At 49.4% G+C, this 15,024-nt stretch carries 13 protein-coding genes and 1 tRNA gene; 4 read left to right on the top strand and 10 right to left on the bottom strand.

Annotated elements, in window-relative coordinates; all coding sequences use genetic code 11:
* Nucleotide 1: 1 nt before the first annotated feature.
* From D0S45_14950 to D0S45_14910, 9 genes are all read right to left on the bottom strand, one after another.
* A complete protein-coding gene (locus D0S45_14950) occupies nucleotides 2–1,087 on the bottom strand; it encodes an iron-containing alcohol dehydrogenase family protein (protein TIH13359.1) in 1,086 nt (361 codons plus the stop codon).
* Nucleotides 1,087–2,193: a phosphonopyruvate decarboxylase gene (gene aepY / locus D0S45_14945; protein TIH13358.1), complete on the bottom strand. Its 1,107-nt coding sequence runs from the start codon at nucleotides 2,191–2,193 to the stop codon at nucleotides 1,087–1,089. Before aepY ends, D0S45_14950 begins: the two co-directional genes overlap by 1 nt.
* A gap of 1 nt (nucleotide 2,194) precedes the next feature.
* Nucleotides 2,195–3,490, bottom strand: coding sequence for a phosphoenolpyruvate mutase (gene aepX / locus D0S45_14940; GenBank protein ID TIH13357.1), 1,296 nt, complete (start codon nucleotides 3,488–3,490; stop codon nucleotides 2,195–2,197).
* Nucleotides 3,491–3,725: 235 nt separating this feature from the next.
* A complete protein-coding gene (locus D0S45_14935; GenBank protein TIH13356.1) occupies nucleotides 3,726–4,421 on the bottom strand; it encodes an orotate phosphoribosyltransferase in 696 nt (231 codons plus the stop codon).
* A 66-nt stretch (nucleotides 4,422–4,487) separates the two neighbouring features.
* Nucleotides 4,488–5,531, bottom strand: coding sequence for a dihydroorotase (locus D0S45_14930; protein ID TIH13355.1), 1,044 nt, complete (start codon nucleotides 5,529–5,531; stop codon nucleotides 4,488–4,490).
* On the bottom strand, nucleotides 5,528–6,859 hold the full coding sequence (locus tag D0S45_14925) for a Zn-dependent hydrolase (GenBank protein ID TIH13354.1): 1,332 nt from the start codon (nucleotides 6,857–6,859) through the stop codon (nucleotides 5,528–5,530). The genes D0S45_14930 and D0S45_14925 overlap by 4 nt, the downstream gene beginning before the upstream one ends.
* Nucleotides 6,860–6,874: 15 nt before the next feature.
* Nucleotides 6,875–8,152, bottom strand: coding sequence for a TRAP transporter large permease (locus D0S45_14920; GenBank protein ID TIH13353.1), 1,278 nt, complete (start codon nucleotides 8,150–8,152; stop codon nucleotides 6,875–6,877).
* 19 nt (nucleotides 8,153–8,171) lie between these two features.
* Nucleotides 8,172–8,690, bottom strand: coding sequence for a TRAP transporter small permease (locus D0S45_14915; GenBank protein TIH13352.1), 519 nt, complete (start codon nucleotides 8,688–8,690; stop codon nucleotides 8,172–8,174).
* A 63-nt stretch (nucleotides 8,691–8,753) separates the two neighbouring features.
* Nucleotides 8,754–9,773: a TRAP transporter substrate-binding protein gene (locus D0S45_14910; GenBank protein ID TIH13351.1), complete on the bottom strand. Its 1,020-nt coding sequence runs from the start codon at nucleotides 9,771–9,773 to the stop codon at nucleotides 8,754–8,756.
* Between the two features lie 365 nt (nucleotides 9,774–10,138).
* On the opposite strand from D0S45_14910, the gene D0S45_14905 reads away from it, so the two are divergent.
* Nucleotides 10,139–11,023: an XRE family transcriptional regulator gene (locus D0S45_14905; protein ID TIH13350.1), complete on the top strand. Its 885-nt coding sequence runs from the start codon at nucleotides 10,139–10,141 to the stop codon at nucleotides 11,021–11,023.
* 62 nt (nucleotides 11,024–11,085) lie between these two features.
* On the opposite strand, the gene D0S45_14900 is transcribed toward D0S45_14905, so the two are convergent.
* Nucleotides 11,086–13,062 (bottom strand): U32 family peptidase, encoded by a 1,977-nt coding sequence (locus tag D0S45_14900; GenBank protein TIH13349.1) that lies wholly within the window; start codon nucleotides 13,060–13,062, stop codon nucleotides 11,086–11,088.
* 56 nt (nucleotides 13,063–13,118) lie between these two features.
* Between D0S45_14900 and D0S45_14895 the strand changes: the two genes are divergently transcribed.
* The 3 genes from D0S45_14895 to D0S45_14885 all read left to right on the top strand — a co-directional run bounded on the left by D0S45_14895 (nucleotide 13,119) and on the right by D0S45_14885 (nucleotide 15,019).
* Nucleotides 13,119–13,913, top strand: coding sequence for a dihydroorotate dehydrogenase electron transfer subunit (locus D0S45_14895; protein ID TIH13348.1), 795 nt, complete (start codon nucleotides 13,119–13,121; stop codon nucleotides 13,911–13,913).
* A 3-nt stretch (nucleotides 13,914–13,916) separates the two neighbouring features.
* Nucleotides 13,917–14,834 carry a dihydroorotate dehydrogenase gene (locus tag D0S45_14890; GenBank protein TIH13347.1) on the top strand — a complete coding sequence of 306 codons (918 nt, stop codon included), beginning with the start codon at nucleotides 13,917–13,919 and terminating at the stop codon, nucleotides 14,832–14,834.
* Between the two features lie 95 nt (nucleotides 14,835–14,929).
* A tRNA-Ser gene (locus D0S45_14885) sits at nucleotides 14,930–15,019 on the top strand.
* Nucleotides 15,020–15,024 lie beyond the last annotated feature (5 nt).

Raw genomic sequence — 15,024 nt, 5'->3', positions numbered from 1 at the left:
TTCAAACAGAGTTATAAAATTTTATTATTTGTTGAACTAAGTTCTCTTTACCCAACTTAACCGGATTATTCTTCAACCTTTCCAGATTGACGTAACCGACAATATTTTCACACTCTGTTTCCGGGATACCGAGTCTTTCCATGCTGTATTCCAGTTCGCAGCGGTTCATCATTTCGTACCAGAAATTGCAGCACTCATCGGCTGAAGCGCAGCCCATGATTTCGTATAGTTTATTGGGAATGGCGTCTTGGTTGATTTTAAAAAAAAGTCCGGTGAATATTGCCACCGCGTGTCCATGGGGTATCCCGTACGCGGAGGTCAGGTAGTAGGAAAAAGCGTGCGGTGCGGTAGTTTTACTTAGATTGATCGCCTTGCCTGCATAGTGCGCGCCTAAAGCCATGTCCTGCCTGCTTTCCGGGTCGGGGTTGAGTACCACCTTTTCCAGGGCAGGAAGGATCAGGGAAATTGCTTTTGCGGCGTACTTCCTGCTTTGCTCAGTTGCTCCGTTTGCCCAATATGATTCTATGGCCTGACTAAGGGCGTCAAAGCCGGAGCAGGCTGTCAGGTACGGCGGCATGGAAGCTGAGAGTTCCGGGTCGACGGCAACTCCGAGGGGGAGCAGGTTTTTATGGGCCAGTGAATATTTTTGACCGTCCATGTAGATTACGGCAAAATGGGTGGCTTCACTCCCCGAACCTGCTGTTGTGGGGGCGCAATAAAGGGGCAGGTTTTCGTGGATTTCTTTTTGTCCAAGAATCATTTGGCGCAATTCTTCACTGCTTTCCGGATTCAGGGAGATTGTCTTGGCCATGTCGATTACACTTCCTCCGCCAATGGCAAGTACTGCCTCAATGTTGGATGATTGGATTTTTTCGCATCCGGCCCAGCTTTCTTCATATTTTACGTTGGGCGAGAATTCAGAGAAGAAGATAAGCTCGCAGCCCTGAAGCTTGGAAATGATTTGTTCTTTTAAGCCTGATTTTTCAAAAGATGATCTGCCTGTGACTACCAGAATATTGTGGTATTGCTGCGCTTTTATCTCGTCCAGAAGTTGTTTCAGACAGCCGTCCCCAGTGAAAACAGCCATTAGAAATTACCCATGAACATTTTTTTGTTTTGCAGCGGAGTGCTGGTCGGTCTGCCGATCTCTTTTGATTTATGGTTGTTGGTCATCACTTCAAGAAAGCAGAGTCCTTCAGCTTCAGCTAGTTTGGCATTTAATTCATCTTCCGTTTCAATTCTGGCAACTGAGCTGTAGCCGCAGGCTTTGGCTATTTGGCAAAGATCAACTTCGCGGGAAACAGTGGGTTGGCCTCCGGTGGAACCGTGTTCTCCGTTATTGATGACAATGTGGAGCAGGTTACTTATGCAGCTTGAACCGATGGTCGCAAGAGAACCGAGATGCATCAAGCATGCACCGTCACCGTCAAGGCAGATGACTTGTTTGCCAGGGGCATTAGCTGCAACACCAAGCGCGATTGACGAGGCATGCCCCATGCCGCCCACGGTCAGGAAGTCCGTTCCGTGTGAAATGTTATTATCTTTTCTGATGTGGAAAAGCTCCCTTGAAGCCATTCCGGTGGTGGAAACAATTACATTGTCAGCGTTCTGTGCATTTACCAAACACTCAATGGCTCTCTGTCTGCTGAGCGAATAATCTTCAGCAGTTACGGCCGTACTTTCATATTCAGAGAATGTTCCTTTTTTTACCAACAAGGCATATGGGCGGTCGTGCTTTTGAAAAAAAACATCGGCCTTATGAAGCTCTTTTTCAATGTCTGAATCCTTATCGAGCACGGCGTAGTCGATTTGAAGATTTTCCAGCATTGCCGGGGTAATTACCCCTTGGAAAGCGTGTTGCGGTTCATCTTTGACTCCCGGCTCCCCTCGCCAACCGACGATGAGCAGCATGGGGATGGAGTAGACTTCCTTTGCTACCAGCGAGGTCAAAGGATTTACGGCATTGCCGAGTCCTGAGTTTTGCATGTACACAACCGGTGTTTTGGTTGTGGACAGGTGGTATCCGATTGCAGTGCCGATGGCTGCACCTTCGTTCACACATATGGTGTGTTGTAATTCTTTGTCGTCAGTTGCAGCAGTGCAGAAGTGTTTCAAAGTGGAGTCCGGCACTCCGTAAAAGGTGCTGAATCCGTTGTCCTTACATTTATTTAAGAAAAACAGAGGATCAATCATTTTATTTGGTTCCGGGTATGAGTTCAAGAATCTCTTTAATGCTCATGCAGGTGTCGTTGCACTCAAAAGACCGTTCATTTCTGAGTATCTCTTTGGCTACTTCCATCATGGCCGGATAGGCTGCCCGCAGCAGGTGGTTGGCATAAATCACTATTTTTACACCTGCATCAATGAGCTGCTGCTCGTAAACCTTATTGTAGCTGGAAGGAACAGCAATGATGGGGGCGGTGTGTCCGAGTTCCTGATAACGGCGGCAGAACTCAAGGATGTCTTTTTCTGATTTATTTTTAGTGTGAATCATGACCCCGTCTGCCCCTGCACCAAGGTAGGCGGTGGCTCTTTCGAGGGCATCGCCTACGGGTTTGTTAAAGATCAGACTTTCAATTCTAGCAAAGATCATGAAATCTTTTCCGACCTGACTTTTTTTGCCTACTTCAATTTTGTAGCAAAAATCTTCAATGGAGGCTTGATATTGTTCCACATCGGTCCCGAACAGGGAATTCTTTTTCAAACCGACTTTGTCTTCAATAACAATTGCCGAAACTCCAAGCCGCTCCAGCGAACGAACTGTGAAGGCTAGATGTTCCGGTTTACCTCCGGTATCACCGTCGTAGATCATGGGCTTGGTGGTTACTTCAAAAATTTCATTGATGGTCTGAAGTCGTGAGGTGGTATCAACAGCTTCAATGTCGGGCTTACCTTTCATGGTTGAGTCGGTGAGGCTGCTTTCCCAGATAGCGTCAAATTCTACCGAGCGACCATCTTTTTTTACGCTGGCATTTTCCACAATCAACCCGCTCAGTCCGCTGTGAGCTTCGAGCACACGGACAACCGGTTTATTCGCAAGAAGTCGTTTTAATCTTTGCTGCCGGGTAACAGGGGATACTCCGATTTCTTTGAGCATGCCGTTGAGCTGGGTTGAGCTGATGCCTTCAGTATACGCCGGTTCGATCAGTTTACCGTTCCATTGGGCAAGGGCGGCGATCACTCTTTCTCTGGTCTGTTTTTGCGGACCTGTCTTCCAGTCATCTCCATGGACAACAAAATCAGGGCGTACTTTTTCAAGGTTTTCAACGTAATCCAGCGTGTGCTGGGGAATTACTTCGGTAACTCCTTTGATGTTTTTTATGACCATTTCGCGCTGTTTGTAGGTCATGAAAGGTAGTCTTTTGTAGCTGGCGATTGCCTTGTCGGTCAGCAACCCGACGGTTACGTCTCCGTACGAAGCGGCAATATTAAGTATATTCATGTGGCCGGGGTGGACAAGGTCTGCGCTCATTCCTACGTACACTTTCATAATTAGTCCTTGAGATAGTCGTTTAATTAGTAGATTTCAGTTTAAAATTACCGCTGGTTTGAGACTATACTCCTGCATTGCGCAGTTAATCAATCCCGACAGGGCTTTAAAGTTACTTTTTAAGAATTTTTCACAATAAAAAACGGGAAGATGCTTTTTAAAAAGCATCTTCCCGATAAAGAGTAAAATAAAATCTACTAAAAGATTTTAAGGCGTCGGCAGATTCGCCGAAGGCCTACTCAGGGTAAGTAGAAATACCACCGTGTGCGGCGGACCATTCTATGGGGTTGTTCAGGAATTTTTCAACTTCATCCAGAGATTTGGTGTCGAAGTACTTTTCCTTCTTGGCAACATTGAGGATATCCCACCAGTTTGCGAGGGAAAGCATTTCGAGTCCTGCGTCAGCAAGGGTTTCCTTTGCTTTGGGAAAGATGCCGTAGTGGAAGAGCACGAAGGTGTGAGTTACTTCAGCACCAGCTTTGCGCAGAGCCTGAGCAAAGTTGATTTTGCTGCGTCCGTCGGTGGTCAGGTCTTCTACGAGCAGTACTCTTGCGCCTTCAGCGAAATCGCCTTCGATCTGAGCGTCACGGCCGAATCCTTTGGGTTTTTTACGTACGTACTGCATGGGCAGCATGAGACGGTCGGAAAGCCATGCGGCAAAGGGAATACCTGCGGTTTCGCCACCGGCAACGCAATCAATGGATTCGAAGCCGACTTCGCGCAGGATTACGGAAGCACCGAAATCCATCAGGGTCTGACGGACACGGGGGAAGGAAATGAGCTTGCGGCAGTCGATGTAAACCGGGCTGGCCCAGCCGGAGGTGAACTTGAAGGGTTCATCTGCACGGAAGTGAACTGCTTCTACTTCGATGAGCATTTTCGCTGTGATTTCAGCGATGGTCTCTTTGTCAGGAAAGCTGGTGGGAACCATTTTTTCTCCTTGTTTTATTTTATCGCGAAAAAAAAGCTGAACCGAAATATAACGGTTCAGCTGGTATCAATCAACCAAATCCCAATAAAGGGGGGTGTCGGGTTTGAATATCTTTACGATATCTCCACCGACTTTGATCTGCCAGTCCATTTCAACGGGTGTTTCTCGTTTGGCCAAAGTAACAGTGCTGCCATTGGGAGAAAATCCGTAAAATCTGGCGCCGTATATGGAAGTAAACCCTTCGAGTTTTTCCAAAGCATTATGCTCGTCAAACACTTGGGTTACATATCCTATTGAAGTGGGGGCATTGAAAATACCCGCCGCAGCCCCGGCTTTTTCTTTGACCCGCGCCGGATGGGGAGCGGAATCTGTACCGAGGAAAAATCTTTCGTCACCGGAAACAGCTGCTTTGCGCACAGCCTCGCGGTCTTCAAATGTTTTGGCTACAGGCAGGCAGTACATATAGGGATTCATGCCGCCTTTGAATAGATCATTGCGAGTCAGCAGCAGATGATGCGGAGTAATGGTGGCAGCCATGTTTTCATCCTGCTCGAATACGTAATCCACCCCCGCCTTGCTGGTCAGGTGTTCGAATACGATTTTAAGTTCCGGGAAATCTTTGTGAACCGGATCAAGCACACGTTCAATGAAGACCTCTTCCCGGTCAAAGATATCTACTTCCGGGTCGGTCACTTCGCCGTGTACGGAAAGGGGCATGCCTATTTCCTGCATGGCTTCAAGTACGGGGTAGACATTTTTAATGTCAGTCACGCCGTTCTCGGAATTGGTGGTCGCTCCGGCCGGGAAAAGTTTTACCGCATGAAATGCTTTGACTGCGTAGGCGGTGTGGATGTCATCCGCTGAGGTGGAATCGGTCAGGTAGCAGGTCATGAGCGGTTCAAAATGTGAACCCTCGGGTTTTACTGCAATGATGCGCTTGCGGTATTCTTGGGCAAGCCTTGCAGTGGTTACCGGGGGGATGAGGTTGGGCATGACAATGGCCCGCCCGTAAATATTGGCACTGGAAGGAAGCACAGCCGCAAGCATATCTCCATCGCGCAGATGAAGATGCCAGTCATCAGGTCTTATGATGGTGATTTCGTTGTTCATGAGTTGAACTCCGTGATTGTGCGGTGCAGTACTGAAAGGCCCCGGATAAAATCATCCATGTCCATTTCTTCTTCCGGGTTGTGAGAGCCGTTGCGGTTGCGCACGAAAATCATGCCTGTGGAAACACCCGCGTTGGCGAAGAGCGAGGCATCGTGCCCAGCTCCACTTGGAATAGCTTCTACAGGTAACCCTTCCGCAATGCAAGCATTGTTTATACGTTCTACCAGATCCTGATCCAGAACCGCAGGAGGAGTCTTAACCGGTTTGTCGAATTCGAAATTTATGCGGCGTTCATGAGTGATGGTGGCGCACTCCGAGTGAAGCAGGGCTTCAATGGCTGCGAGAGTATGCTCGTACTGGCTGCGTGCTTCAAAGCTGAAAGTCACTTCTCCGGGAATGCGCGACATGGCATGATGCTGCGGATCGGTACAGAGTATACCACAGGTTGCCACCAGATCGCCACCATGTTGAAGGATGGTGGTCCAGTGATCATCAATACGGGTGATCAGTTCCGAGGTAGCGAAAACCGCATCTTTACGCAGCCAACGGGGAACAGCTCCGGAATGGCCTGCCTCGCCGATGCATTTGATTTTGCGATGGCGGATGTTGCCCCGGATTCCGGTCACTGCGGCAACGGGCAGGTTGCGGGCGATCATGACCGGACCCTGCTCAATGTGCAGTTCAAAGAATGCCTTGATCTTCGATGTGTCAATGAGCACTTCGCCCTTGGCAATACGCTCAACTTCGGCACCGCAATCGGTCATGTGCTCTTTCAGCGGACGGCTGTCATCACGCTGAAGCAGTTCCTGTTCGGATTCTTCCAGCTTGCCGAGCAGAGCCTTGGAACCGAGGTAACAGGCACCGAACCACGCGCTTTCTTCACCGCGCAGTGCGATGACTTTAACCGGAACTTCAGGCGTTATGCCGCTACGCTTTATTTCAACAAGGCAGAGTAAACCTGCGATTACTCCGGCGGCGCCATCATAGTTTCCGCCCTGGGGGACGGAATCAAGGTGCGAACCGATGAGGATGTATTCGGCATCAGCAGGAACTTTTTCCAGTTCGACGACAAGGTTTGCGGCATTGTCACGATAGGTGATCAAGCCTTCCTTGTGGGCGAAATCTTCGATCAGTTCAAAAGCCCGTGTTTCCGCTTCTCCGTATGATGGGCGGGATACCCCGGCCACATCACGGGAGAGTTCTTCCAGATCGGCAAAGAGCTTTTCCGCTTCTGCGGTCAGATGCTCAAGGTTTGCCGGGGTCTGTGGAACCGGATGGGGGCTGTTGCTGCCTGCTGAACCCATATTGTTGGTCATTGCGTTCATAATGATAACCTGCCTTTTTTAGGGGGCAATAAGGCTTGGCAGGAAAGTTGCCAGGCCGGGAACATAGGTGACCAGAATAAGGACCAATATATTAATGAACAGGAATGGCCAGACTCCGTTGATAATTGACATTACGGGTTTTTCCAGAGTGGAGGAAGCCACGAAAATATCCAGTCCAAAGGGCGGGGTGATCATGCCGATGCAGATGTTCAGGCAGACGATTTGACCAAAGTGGATAGGGTCAACACCCATTGAAAGCGCTACCGGATAAAGAGGCGGAACCAAGATCAGCAGGGCTGAGTTGGGATCGATAAACATTCCGGCAATAAAAAATGCGATATTGACGATCATCAGGAAGGTGATCGGTCCGGCATCTATTTGAGTAAGAAAATCTGTGATCAGTACTGGAACTTGAGCAAGGGTGACAAAGTAGGAAAGCACACTGCCCATGGCCAGCAGGATGAAAATGATTGTGGTGGATATTGCAGCCCGTTCGGTAATGCTGATCAGTCGGGAAAAAGACAGGTTCTTGTACACGAATGCTTCAATAAGGATAGCATAGACAACAGATACAGCGGCAGCTTCAGTGGGAGTGAACAGGCCGGAATAAATACCGCCAAGTATGATAAATGGCAGGCCAAGTGCCCAAGCGGCGGATCTGAAAACGGTCAGAAAAGGTATAGTGCTTTTTTCGCCACGGCCTACGCCTTTGCGCAGGGATTCGAATATGACCAGTCCGGCAAAAGCAATACCGAGAGCCAAACCTACGCCAAGACCGCCGATAAACAGTCCGGTGATAGAAGTTCCGGTCATCCAGCCGTAGATGATCAAGGTGATGCTGGGCGGAATGAGCAGGGCAGTTTCAGCACTTGAAATAATCAGGCCGAGACTGAATTTTTCGCTGAATCCGGTTTTGCGCAGTTCCGGGTACATGAGCTTGCCCATGGCGGCTACCGTTGCCGGAGCTGAGCCGGAAACGGAACCGAAAGCCATGGAACCGAAAATTGTAGTATGGCCGATACCGCCGAGACGGTGTCCGGTGAAATGCTTGATCAGGTCAGTCAAGCGTTTGGCAATCTGCCCAGAAGCCATGAGTTCTGCGGCAAAGATAAAAAATGGAATTGCCAGCAGGGTGGAAAAGTTGATTCCGCCGACCAGTTTCTGAATCAGCACCGGATCAGGGATACGGGGAAACATGAAGGTCTTGGTCAGGAATGCGGGTACGCCGAGTACCAGCAGCATTTCAAAACCGCAGACGAGCATCAAAAGGGCGATAAGGATAATTACGGGAGTCATGTTTTGCTACCTGCCTTTATTACTTAGTCTGGGTGACGATGGGCCGGGTGTGGCGGTCGTTGATACTTAAGAGTTCGAGCAGGTAGCGCAAGGCCAGCAGTCCGAATCCGATGGTGGGCGCAATGTAGAGCCAGTACATGGGCAGTCCTAATGTCGGGCTGAGCTGTCCTGTGCGCATGACGAATTTAACGAGAGCGATTCCCAGCCAGACCAGATAGCAGCTAAAGACAGTTCCGGTAAGGTTGATCATAATGCCGACAGCCTTGCGGGGCAGGTCGGGCATTTTTTCTAAAAGTGTGGTTACAGCCACCTGACGGCCACGTTCGAGGGCAAGGCCAAGGGCAAGGAAAACCGCCCAGACCATAAGCAGCCTTGTAGCTTCATCTATCCATGCGAAAGTGCTGGAGTATTCGGGCATTATTTCCCTTACCAGAACATTGAATGTGTACAGGCCGACCATTATCAGATTGATGGAAATGATCAGAATTCTTTCGATTATTCGTATCCCGTCCAGCAGGGAACCCAGCAACTTACGCATTTTTACTTACTCCTGAAAAAAGGCAGGAGAGGGTACCCTCTCCTGCCGTGAATAAACTTCTAACTATTTTATAATACGTGCGTATTCTTCTTCGTAAAGCTTGATCAGTTCCTGTCCTGTTGCACCTGCACGGGCAAGGTAAGCCGCGCTGGTTTTAGGGTACATGAGCTTACGCATAGCAGCACGATCAGCAGCATGCAGAGGAGATACTTTTACACCAGCTTTTTCAATAACAGCGAGTGCGTCTTTCTGAGCTTGTTCTTTGTGAGCTTCAACACCGGGCATTACTTCTATGAAAGCATCCACGATGATTTTCTGGTATTTCTCAGGCAGAGATTCCCAGTAGGAGGGGTTAAAGAGAACGTAGTCTTCCATTGCGCCGTGCTCGGAAGTTACGAGGTATTTCTGTACTTCGTAAAATTTCATGCGCTGAATGGTATCGAGAGGGTTTTCTTCACCGTCTACAACGCCGTTCTGCAACGCGGTGTAGAGTTCACCGAAAGGCAGGGCGATGGCGGAAGCGCCGATAGCTGCGAACTGCTCGATGAGGATTTTGGAATCCATTACGCGGAAGGACTGGCCTTTAAAATCTGCGATGGTGGAAATTGGTTTGTTGGAGGTGAAGTTTTTACGACCGTTGGGCCATGTTGCGATTGCTTTGAAACCTCTGGAATCGAAGGATTTGAGCAGTGCTTTACCGAACTTGCCCTGACGCAGTTCCTGAGCTTTTACGCGGTCAACAGGAAGCAGAAAGGGAATGTCCATGATGGAAACAGCAGGGTTGAATCCGCCGAGGAAAGCCGCGGCAGAAACAGTTCCTTCGATAGTACCAAACTGTACTCCTTCATTCATCTGGCGCTGGTTGCCGAGCTGAGAAGAGGGGAAAATTTTAAATTCGACTTCGCCGCCTGTACGTTCTTTAACGAGCTTGGCAACTTTTTCCAGACCCTGATGGCGGGGCTGAAGAGGGGATTCAAGGTGACCGATGCGGGCTTCGTATTTGGCAGCATTGGCGGAAATAACTCCACCCATAACCATGCACAAAGCCAGAGCTACTGTAACAATTCGTCCGAAAAATTTCATTCTGGAAGCCTCCTGAAAGTGTGTACGTGAAACTGTTAAGCAGTTTCACAGGATCAAGCCGAACCGGAACCATGAATTCCGGCAATTTCCCGACTGGCAATCGGGTTTGATTGCAAATTTAACAGCCCGCAAGACGAATTTAAAGTAAATTCGTATATGCTTGCAGTTATGATTTGATTACGTGATATTGATTCAAAAAATAGATTTTTGTCAAGCAAAATCTCATTTTTGAAACAATTCAAAAAAATATTCACAAAAACGAGATTTTGAGTCATAAGTGATAATGGTAATGGCAAGTCAGACTGTCTGTGGTCAGAGTAATATATGTTAGGTAGTTGAATTTAAGCTCTCATGGAGATGGGTGAATGAGTGAACTTAGTCCCAAGGAAATAGGCTACCGTCTGAAGGCATTCAGGCTGGGCAGTAAATACAGCACCGAGGAAATTGCAGCCAAGATCGGAATTTCACGGGCGGCTTTGTATCGTTATGAAAAGGGAGATCCGCCCAAACTTGAAACTCTTGAATCCATAGCCGAGTTATTTGGAGTATCTCTTCCTTCATTAATGGGTGTCGGTGTAGAATATATTTCTTCTGCTATCAGTTTTTTCGAGCGCATGCGCCAGAATGAGGCTGAGTCGGAACAGCTTTCGGTTATGTTCGGGCTGGTTTCCTATCTGCTGACCACTGATGATTTTGATAAATACTTAGAGATTTCCATTAAGGAAGGATTGCCGGAAGAATTGCAGAATGATCCTGATATTCTGAACCATATCTCTGAAATACTTTCCGTGTTGCAGGAACGTAAAAAGCGATACAAGCAACGCAGACCTAGCATGGTTAATCTTGCTTCCGCCACAAATCTTGAGCAGTTTTTGCGTAGCGGTTTTGTGGGTACGTTTGATCTGCCTGAAGATGTTTTGCAAGAGCGGCGCGAAGTCGCACGGCGGGAAGTTGAAAATGTGATTACTCTGCTCGAAGAGCAGCCTATCGGGGTTCAAATCGGAGTCTTGATAGATTCTGTTCCCAGCACTCATTTTCAGATTTTTCGCCAGTCTAAGCGGTCCACTCTGTGTGTTAGCCCCTACAAATTATGTCATTTTCCCAATGTACGATTGGGTGTGGGCATGTTAACATCTGCTCCCGAAGCACTGGAATTGCATCAGCAGATGATTACCGAGCTTTGGGGCCGCGCTCTCAAAGGCCGCAGGGCCGCTGATTATCTGCGCAAAATGCTGGAAGACTGCAAATAAAAACGGGTTCCGCACAATTGTGCAGAACCCGTTGCGAAGCTTAATAAAGGTTTTTGGGATTTTTAAAGTAAACTTAAATCCCAGTTGAAATTACTGGTTCTTTGCGGCTCGGGCACAGCGCGGGGCAACGGTTCCTGGATATCAAGGAACATGGTGTAGCCGGAGTTTTCCAGCACCTTGCGTTCCGCACCGAGATCAAGCGGCCAGCCGGGATAAATCCAGTAGGTTTGCCCGTATTTGCGTGCCCAGCAGATCTCTTTTTTCTGGCTGTAGATGGGACTCATTAATTCTGTTTCATCAGCCATGATCCTTGACAGGGCAAGCGGCCACATGCCGGTAAGCACAACTCCCAGCGGAAGTGGGCTGCTCTGCGGCAGGGAAAGGAAATCATCGCGGGCCAGCTCCGGGCTTACGTATGCGGATGAAAATCCCATGTCGGCCAGCAGTTCGATGGCTAGCGGATTGGAAACGTTGCAGAATGGTCCGGCATGAAAGCGGACTTTGGCATGTTCCGGAAAAAAGGCTTTCTGCCACGGCGCGTTGAGTACGAAATCGCGACCACCACCGCTAAGGGTGATGTCGACGAGTTTCTGGACTTCCTTTTCTTCGTCAGGCCAGACTACCGGGGGCATGTGCCAGAAGATTTTGGATACAGCCGGACGCGGTGTACGCTTGAGGGCATTCATGGAAAGCCAGACATCGGTACCGAATTTTGTTTTTCCCTTGGGCGGATTGCGCTGTAAAGTATGACGCGCGGTCCGTTCAGGCAGTGGACAGGGCTGCGGCAGCTTAACTATCATGTTGCTCGCTACGTTGTCCGAAACTTTGATCTTTGAAAGTCTGGAATCAAGCTTTTTGAGTGCCTTGACCAAACCTTCCTCGCGGCGGTCGATAAGGAACACCCGTGTGCCGGATTTGAGGCGGGTTCTGCCTTTGACCTGGATGGAGACCTTGCCCCGCTTGGGGATGAATTTACGGATCTTCATGGTCTGGTGTCCGGGCTGGTCCTGATAGCCGATGCGCAAGAAGTCTCCTGCAAGGAGTTCCTGTCTACAGTTGAAGTAGGGCTTGCCGTTTTTCTCCTGTTTGGTAATTCCAATCAGGAAACCGGAGCCGGTCTCGTTGGACGGGTCAAGCGGTGTGTATGGACGCTGCGGCAGGAATACGGAATGTGATGTGGGTCTGCCGAGGGCAAGCTCCAGCAATTCTACGGCATTCTTTTTGGCTTTGGCGTCATTGGGGTTGTCGCGCAGCATTTTGTACGCTGCTACTGTGTAGTAGACGTAGTGCGGACCCTTTTTGCGGCCTTCGATTTTCCATGAGCTGACTTTGGGAATGGCAAGGGTCGGCTTGGTCAGCACATCGAGGCTGAGGTCGAGGCAGGAGAAAAGACGTTTGGGTGCATCTTTACGTTTGGCACCGCCGTAGAGTCTGCGGCAGGGCTGTACACAGCGACCGCGCAGGCTGCTCTTGCCGCCGAAGTAGGAACTCCAGTAGCAGCGGCCGGAAACGGAATAGCAAAGTGCGCCGTGCACGAACATCTCAAGAGTCATGGAATCAGGACAGGCTTCAGCCATCATCTTGATTTCATCAAGGTTGAGTTCGCGAGGCACAACAACGCGGTCTACGCCAAGCTCTTTTGCGGTCTTGAGAGCGGCAGGGTGGCTGACGTTGGCGAGGGTGGAAAGATGCAGTTCGCCTTCGAATCCGGCCTGACGGGCGATATCGACCATGGCGATATCCTGAATGATCAGGGCATCCGGTTTTACAGTGCGGGAGATGCGTTCTACAAGACGGGCTGCTGAGTTCAGGTCGTCCGGTTTCATCAGGGTGTTCATGGGAATATGGGTGCGAACCCCGTTTTCCCGGCCCAGTTCCGCAAGGGCTGCAAGCTCGCTCGTAGCGAAATTATAAGCTTCCATACGAGCGGAAAAATGTTTAAGTCCGGCATATACGGCGTCCGCACCTGCGGCTATGGCTGCAAGGAAAGAGGATTTATCGCCTGCCGGAGCAAGAATTTCTGGTTTATGTTCATTCATAATGTATCACGCTTATGCCGCAAAGTGCGGTCAGCAAAAATCTACAGGATTAAATCATGAGTGCAAACAATTGCAGGGCTGTGAAAGTCATCAGCAACAAGCCCCTCGGGTTATCCTCACCCGGTGAGGAAATAGTCGAACTCAAACTCGAATCTCCGGACTGGAAGCCGGGTTGGCGGGCCGGACAGTTCGTCATGATCAGGCCTATTTCGTGGCCTTTGGACCTCGTCTGGGGACGTCCGTTCTCCATATGTAACGCAGATGAGACCAGTCTGACCATCCTTTTTCAGGTGGTGGGTCGCGGGACATCCCGTCTGCTGGAACTCAAAGAGGGCGATGAAGTAAATATCTGGGGACCGCTGGGTAACTTTTTCAGCAAACCGCAGAACCGTCCCGTACTCATGCTCGCCGGAGGAATGGGCATAGCTCCCTTTTGCGGTTATGTCGACTCCCATCCGCAGCCTGAAAATCTTAAATTGTTCTTTGCACACCGTCCGCCGCTGGAAAATTACCCTTATAAAGGTATTGCAGGTAAGGTTGATGTTGAAGATATTCGCGAAACCAAGCCAACAGATATCCCTTCTATTATCACAAGGGTGGAGGAATTGGTTAAGGAATATGCGGAAAAAGATGGTCTCATCGTAGCTTGTGGACCGACACCGTTCCTGAAAACAATCTGGAATGCGGCCAACAAATATGGTGCGGATGCGGAGCTTTCTCTTGAAAACCGCATGGCCTGCGGCGTTGGTGCCTGTCTCGGCTGCGTCTGTAAAGACGGCGATGACCATCATACTCAGGTTTGTACAACCGGGCCTGTTTTTAAAGCCAATAATCTCAGTCTGGAGGGTTAAGAAATGGATGTATCAATTGATTTTGCCGGACTGAAGCTCAAGAACCCCATTCTTACAGCGTCCGGGACATTCGGTTTTGGCCTTGAATTCAAGCACTTCGGCGATCTAGAATCTCTGGGCGGTATTGTGGTCAAGGGACTTTCTCTCAAGCCGAGGGAAGGAAACCCCATGCCTAGAATTGCAGAAACTCCCTGCGGTATGCTTAACGCTATCGGCATTCAGAATCCCGGTGTTGAGGAGTTCATTAATAAGAAGCTGCCAAAGTTGCCGTGGAAGACTCTTCCTGTGCTGGCTAACCTTTACGCCACCGATGCTGCTGAATTTGGCGAGTTGGCCGGAGTTCTGGCCGGGGAAGAGGGCGTGGCAGCACTTGAAGTTAATGTTTCTTGTCCTAACGTTAAAGAGGGCGGTATCGCCTTTGGTCAGGACCCCAGACAGATCACCAAGGTTGCCGAGGCGGTAAAGAAGAATGCCGGGAATAAGCCGGTCATTATCAAGCTTTCCCCTAACGTTACTGACATCACTGTTTGTGCTAAAGCGGCTGAAGACGGCGGAGCAGATGGTCTTTCGCTGATCAATACTCTTTCCGGTATGGCAGTGGATATTGAACGCAGAACCCCGCGTCTTGCCAACGTAATCGGCGGTTTGTCCGGTCCCGCTGTTAAGCCCGTAGCACTGCGCTGCGTATATCAGGCCGTAAATGCGGTTAAAATCCCGGTAATGGGGCTGGGTGGCATTACCACAGCTGAAGACGCAGCAGAGTTTCTGCTGGTGGGAGCAAAGGCCGTTCAGATCGGAACCGGAAATTTCATCAGCCCTGATACTGCTTTTAAGGTAGCAGAAGAGCTGCCGAAAGTTCTGGAAAGGGTGAAAGCAGAGTCTATTGATGAATTTATTGGTAGTCTCCAGTTACCTAAATAGGTCCATTTTTTCATTTAATTTAAAATAATTGGGAAAAAATGCAAAAAGTACTTGCCAAGCAAGTCTGATTTAGCTAAATCCTTTTTCACCCAAGCGGAGAGGTGTCCGAGTCCGGCTTAAGGAGCACGCCTGGAAAGCGTGTATAGTTAACGCTATCGGAGGTTCGAATCCTCTCCTCTCCGCCAGCTTG

The organism is Marinifilum sp. JC120 (genome assembly GCA_004923195.1).
Classification (GTDB): domain Bacteria; phylum Desulfobacterota; class Desulfovibrionia; order Desulfovibrionales; family Desulfovibrionaceae; genus Maridesulfovibrio.
Note: the sequence above shows the minus strand (reverse complement) of the source record. Positions and strands in the feature narration are given on the sequence as shown.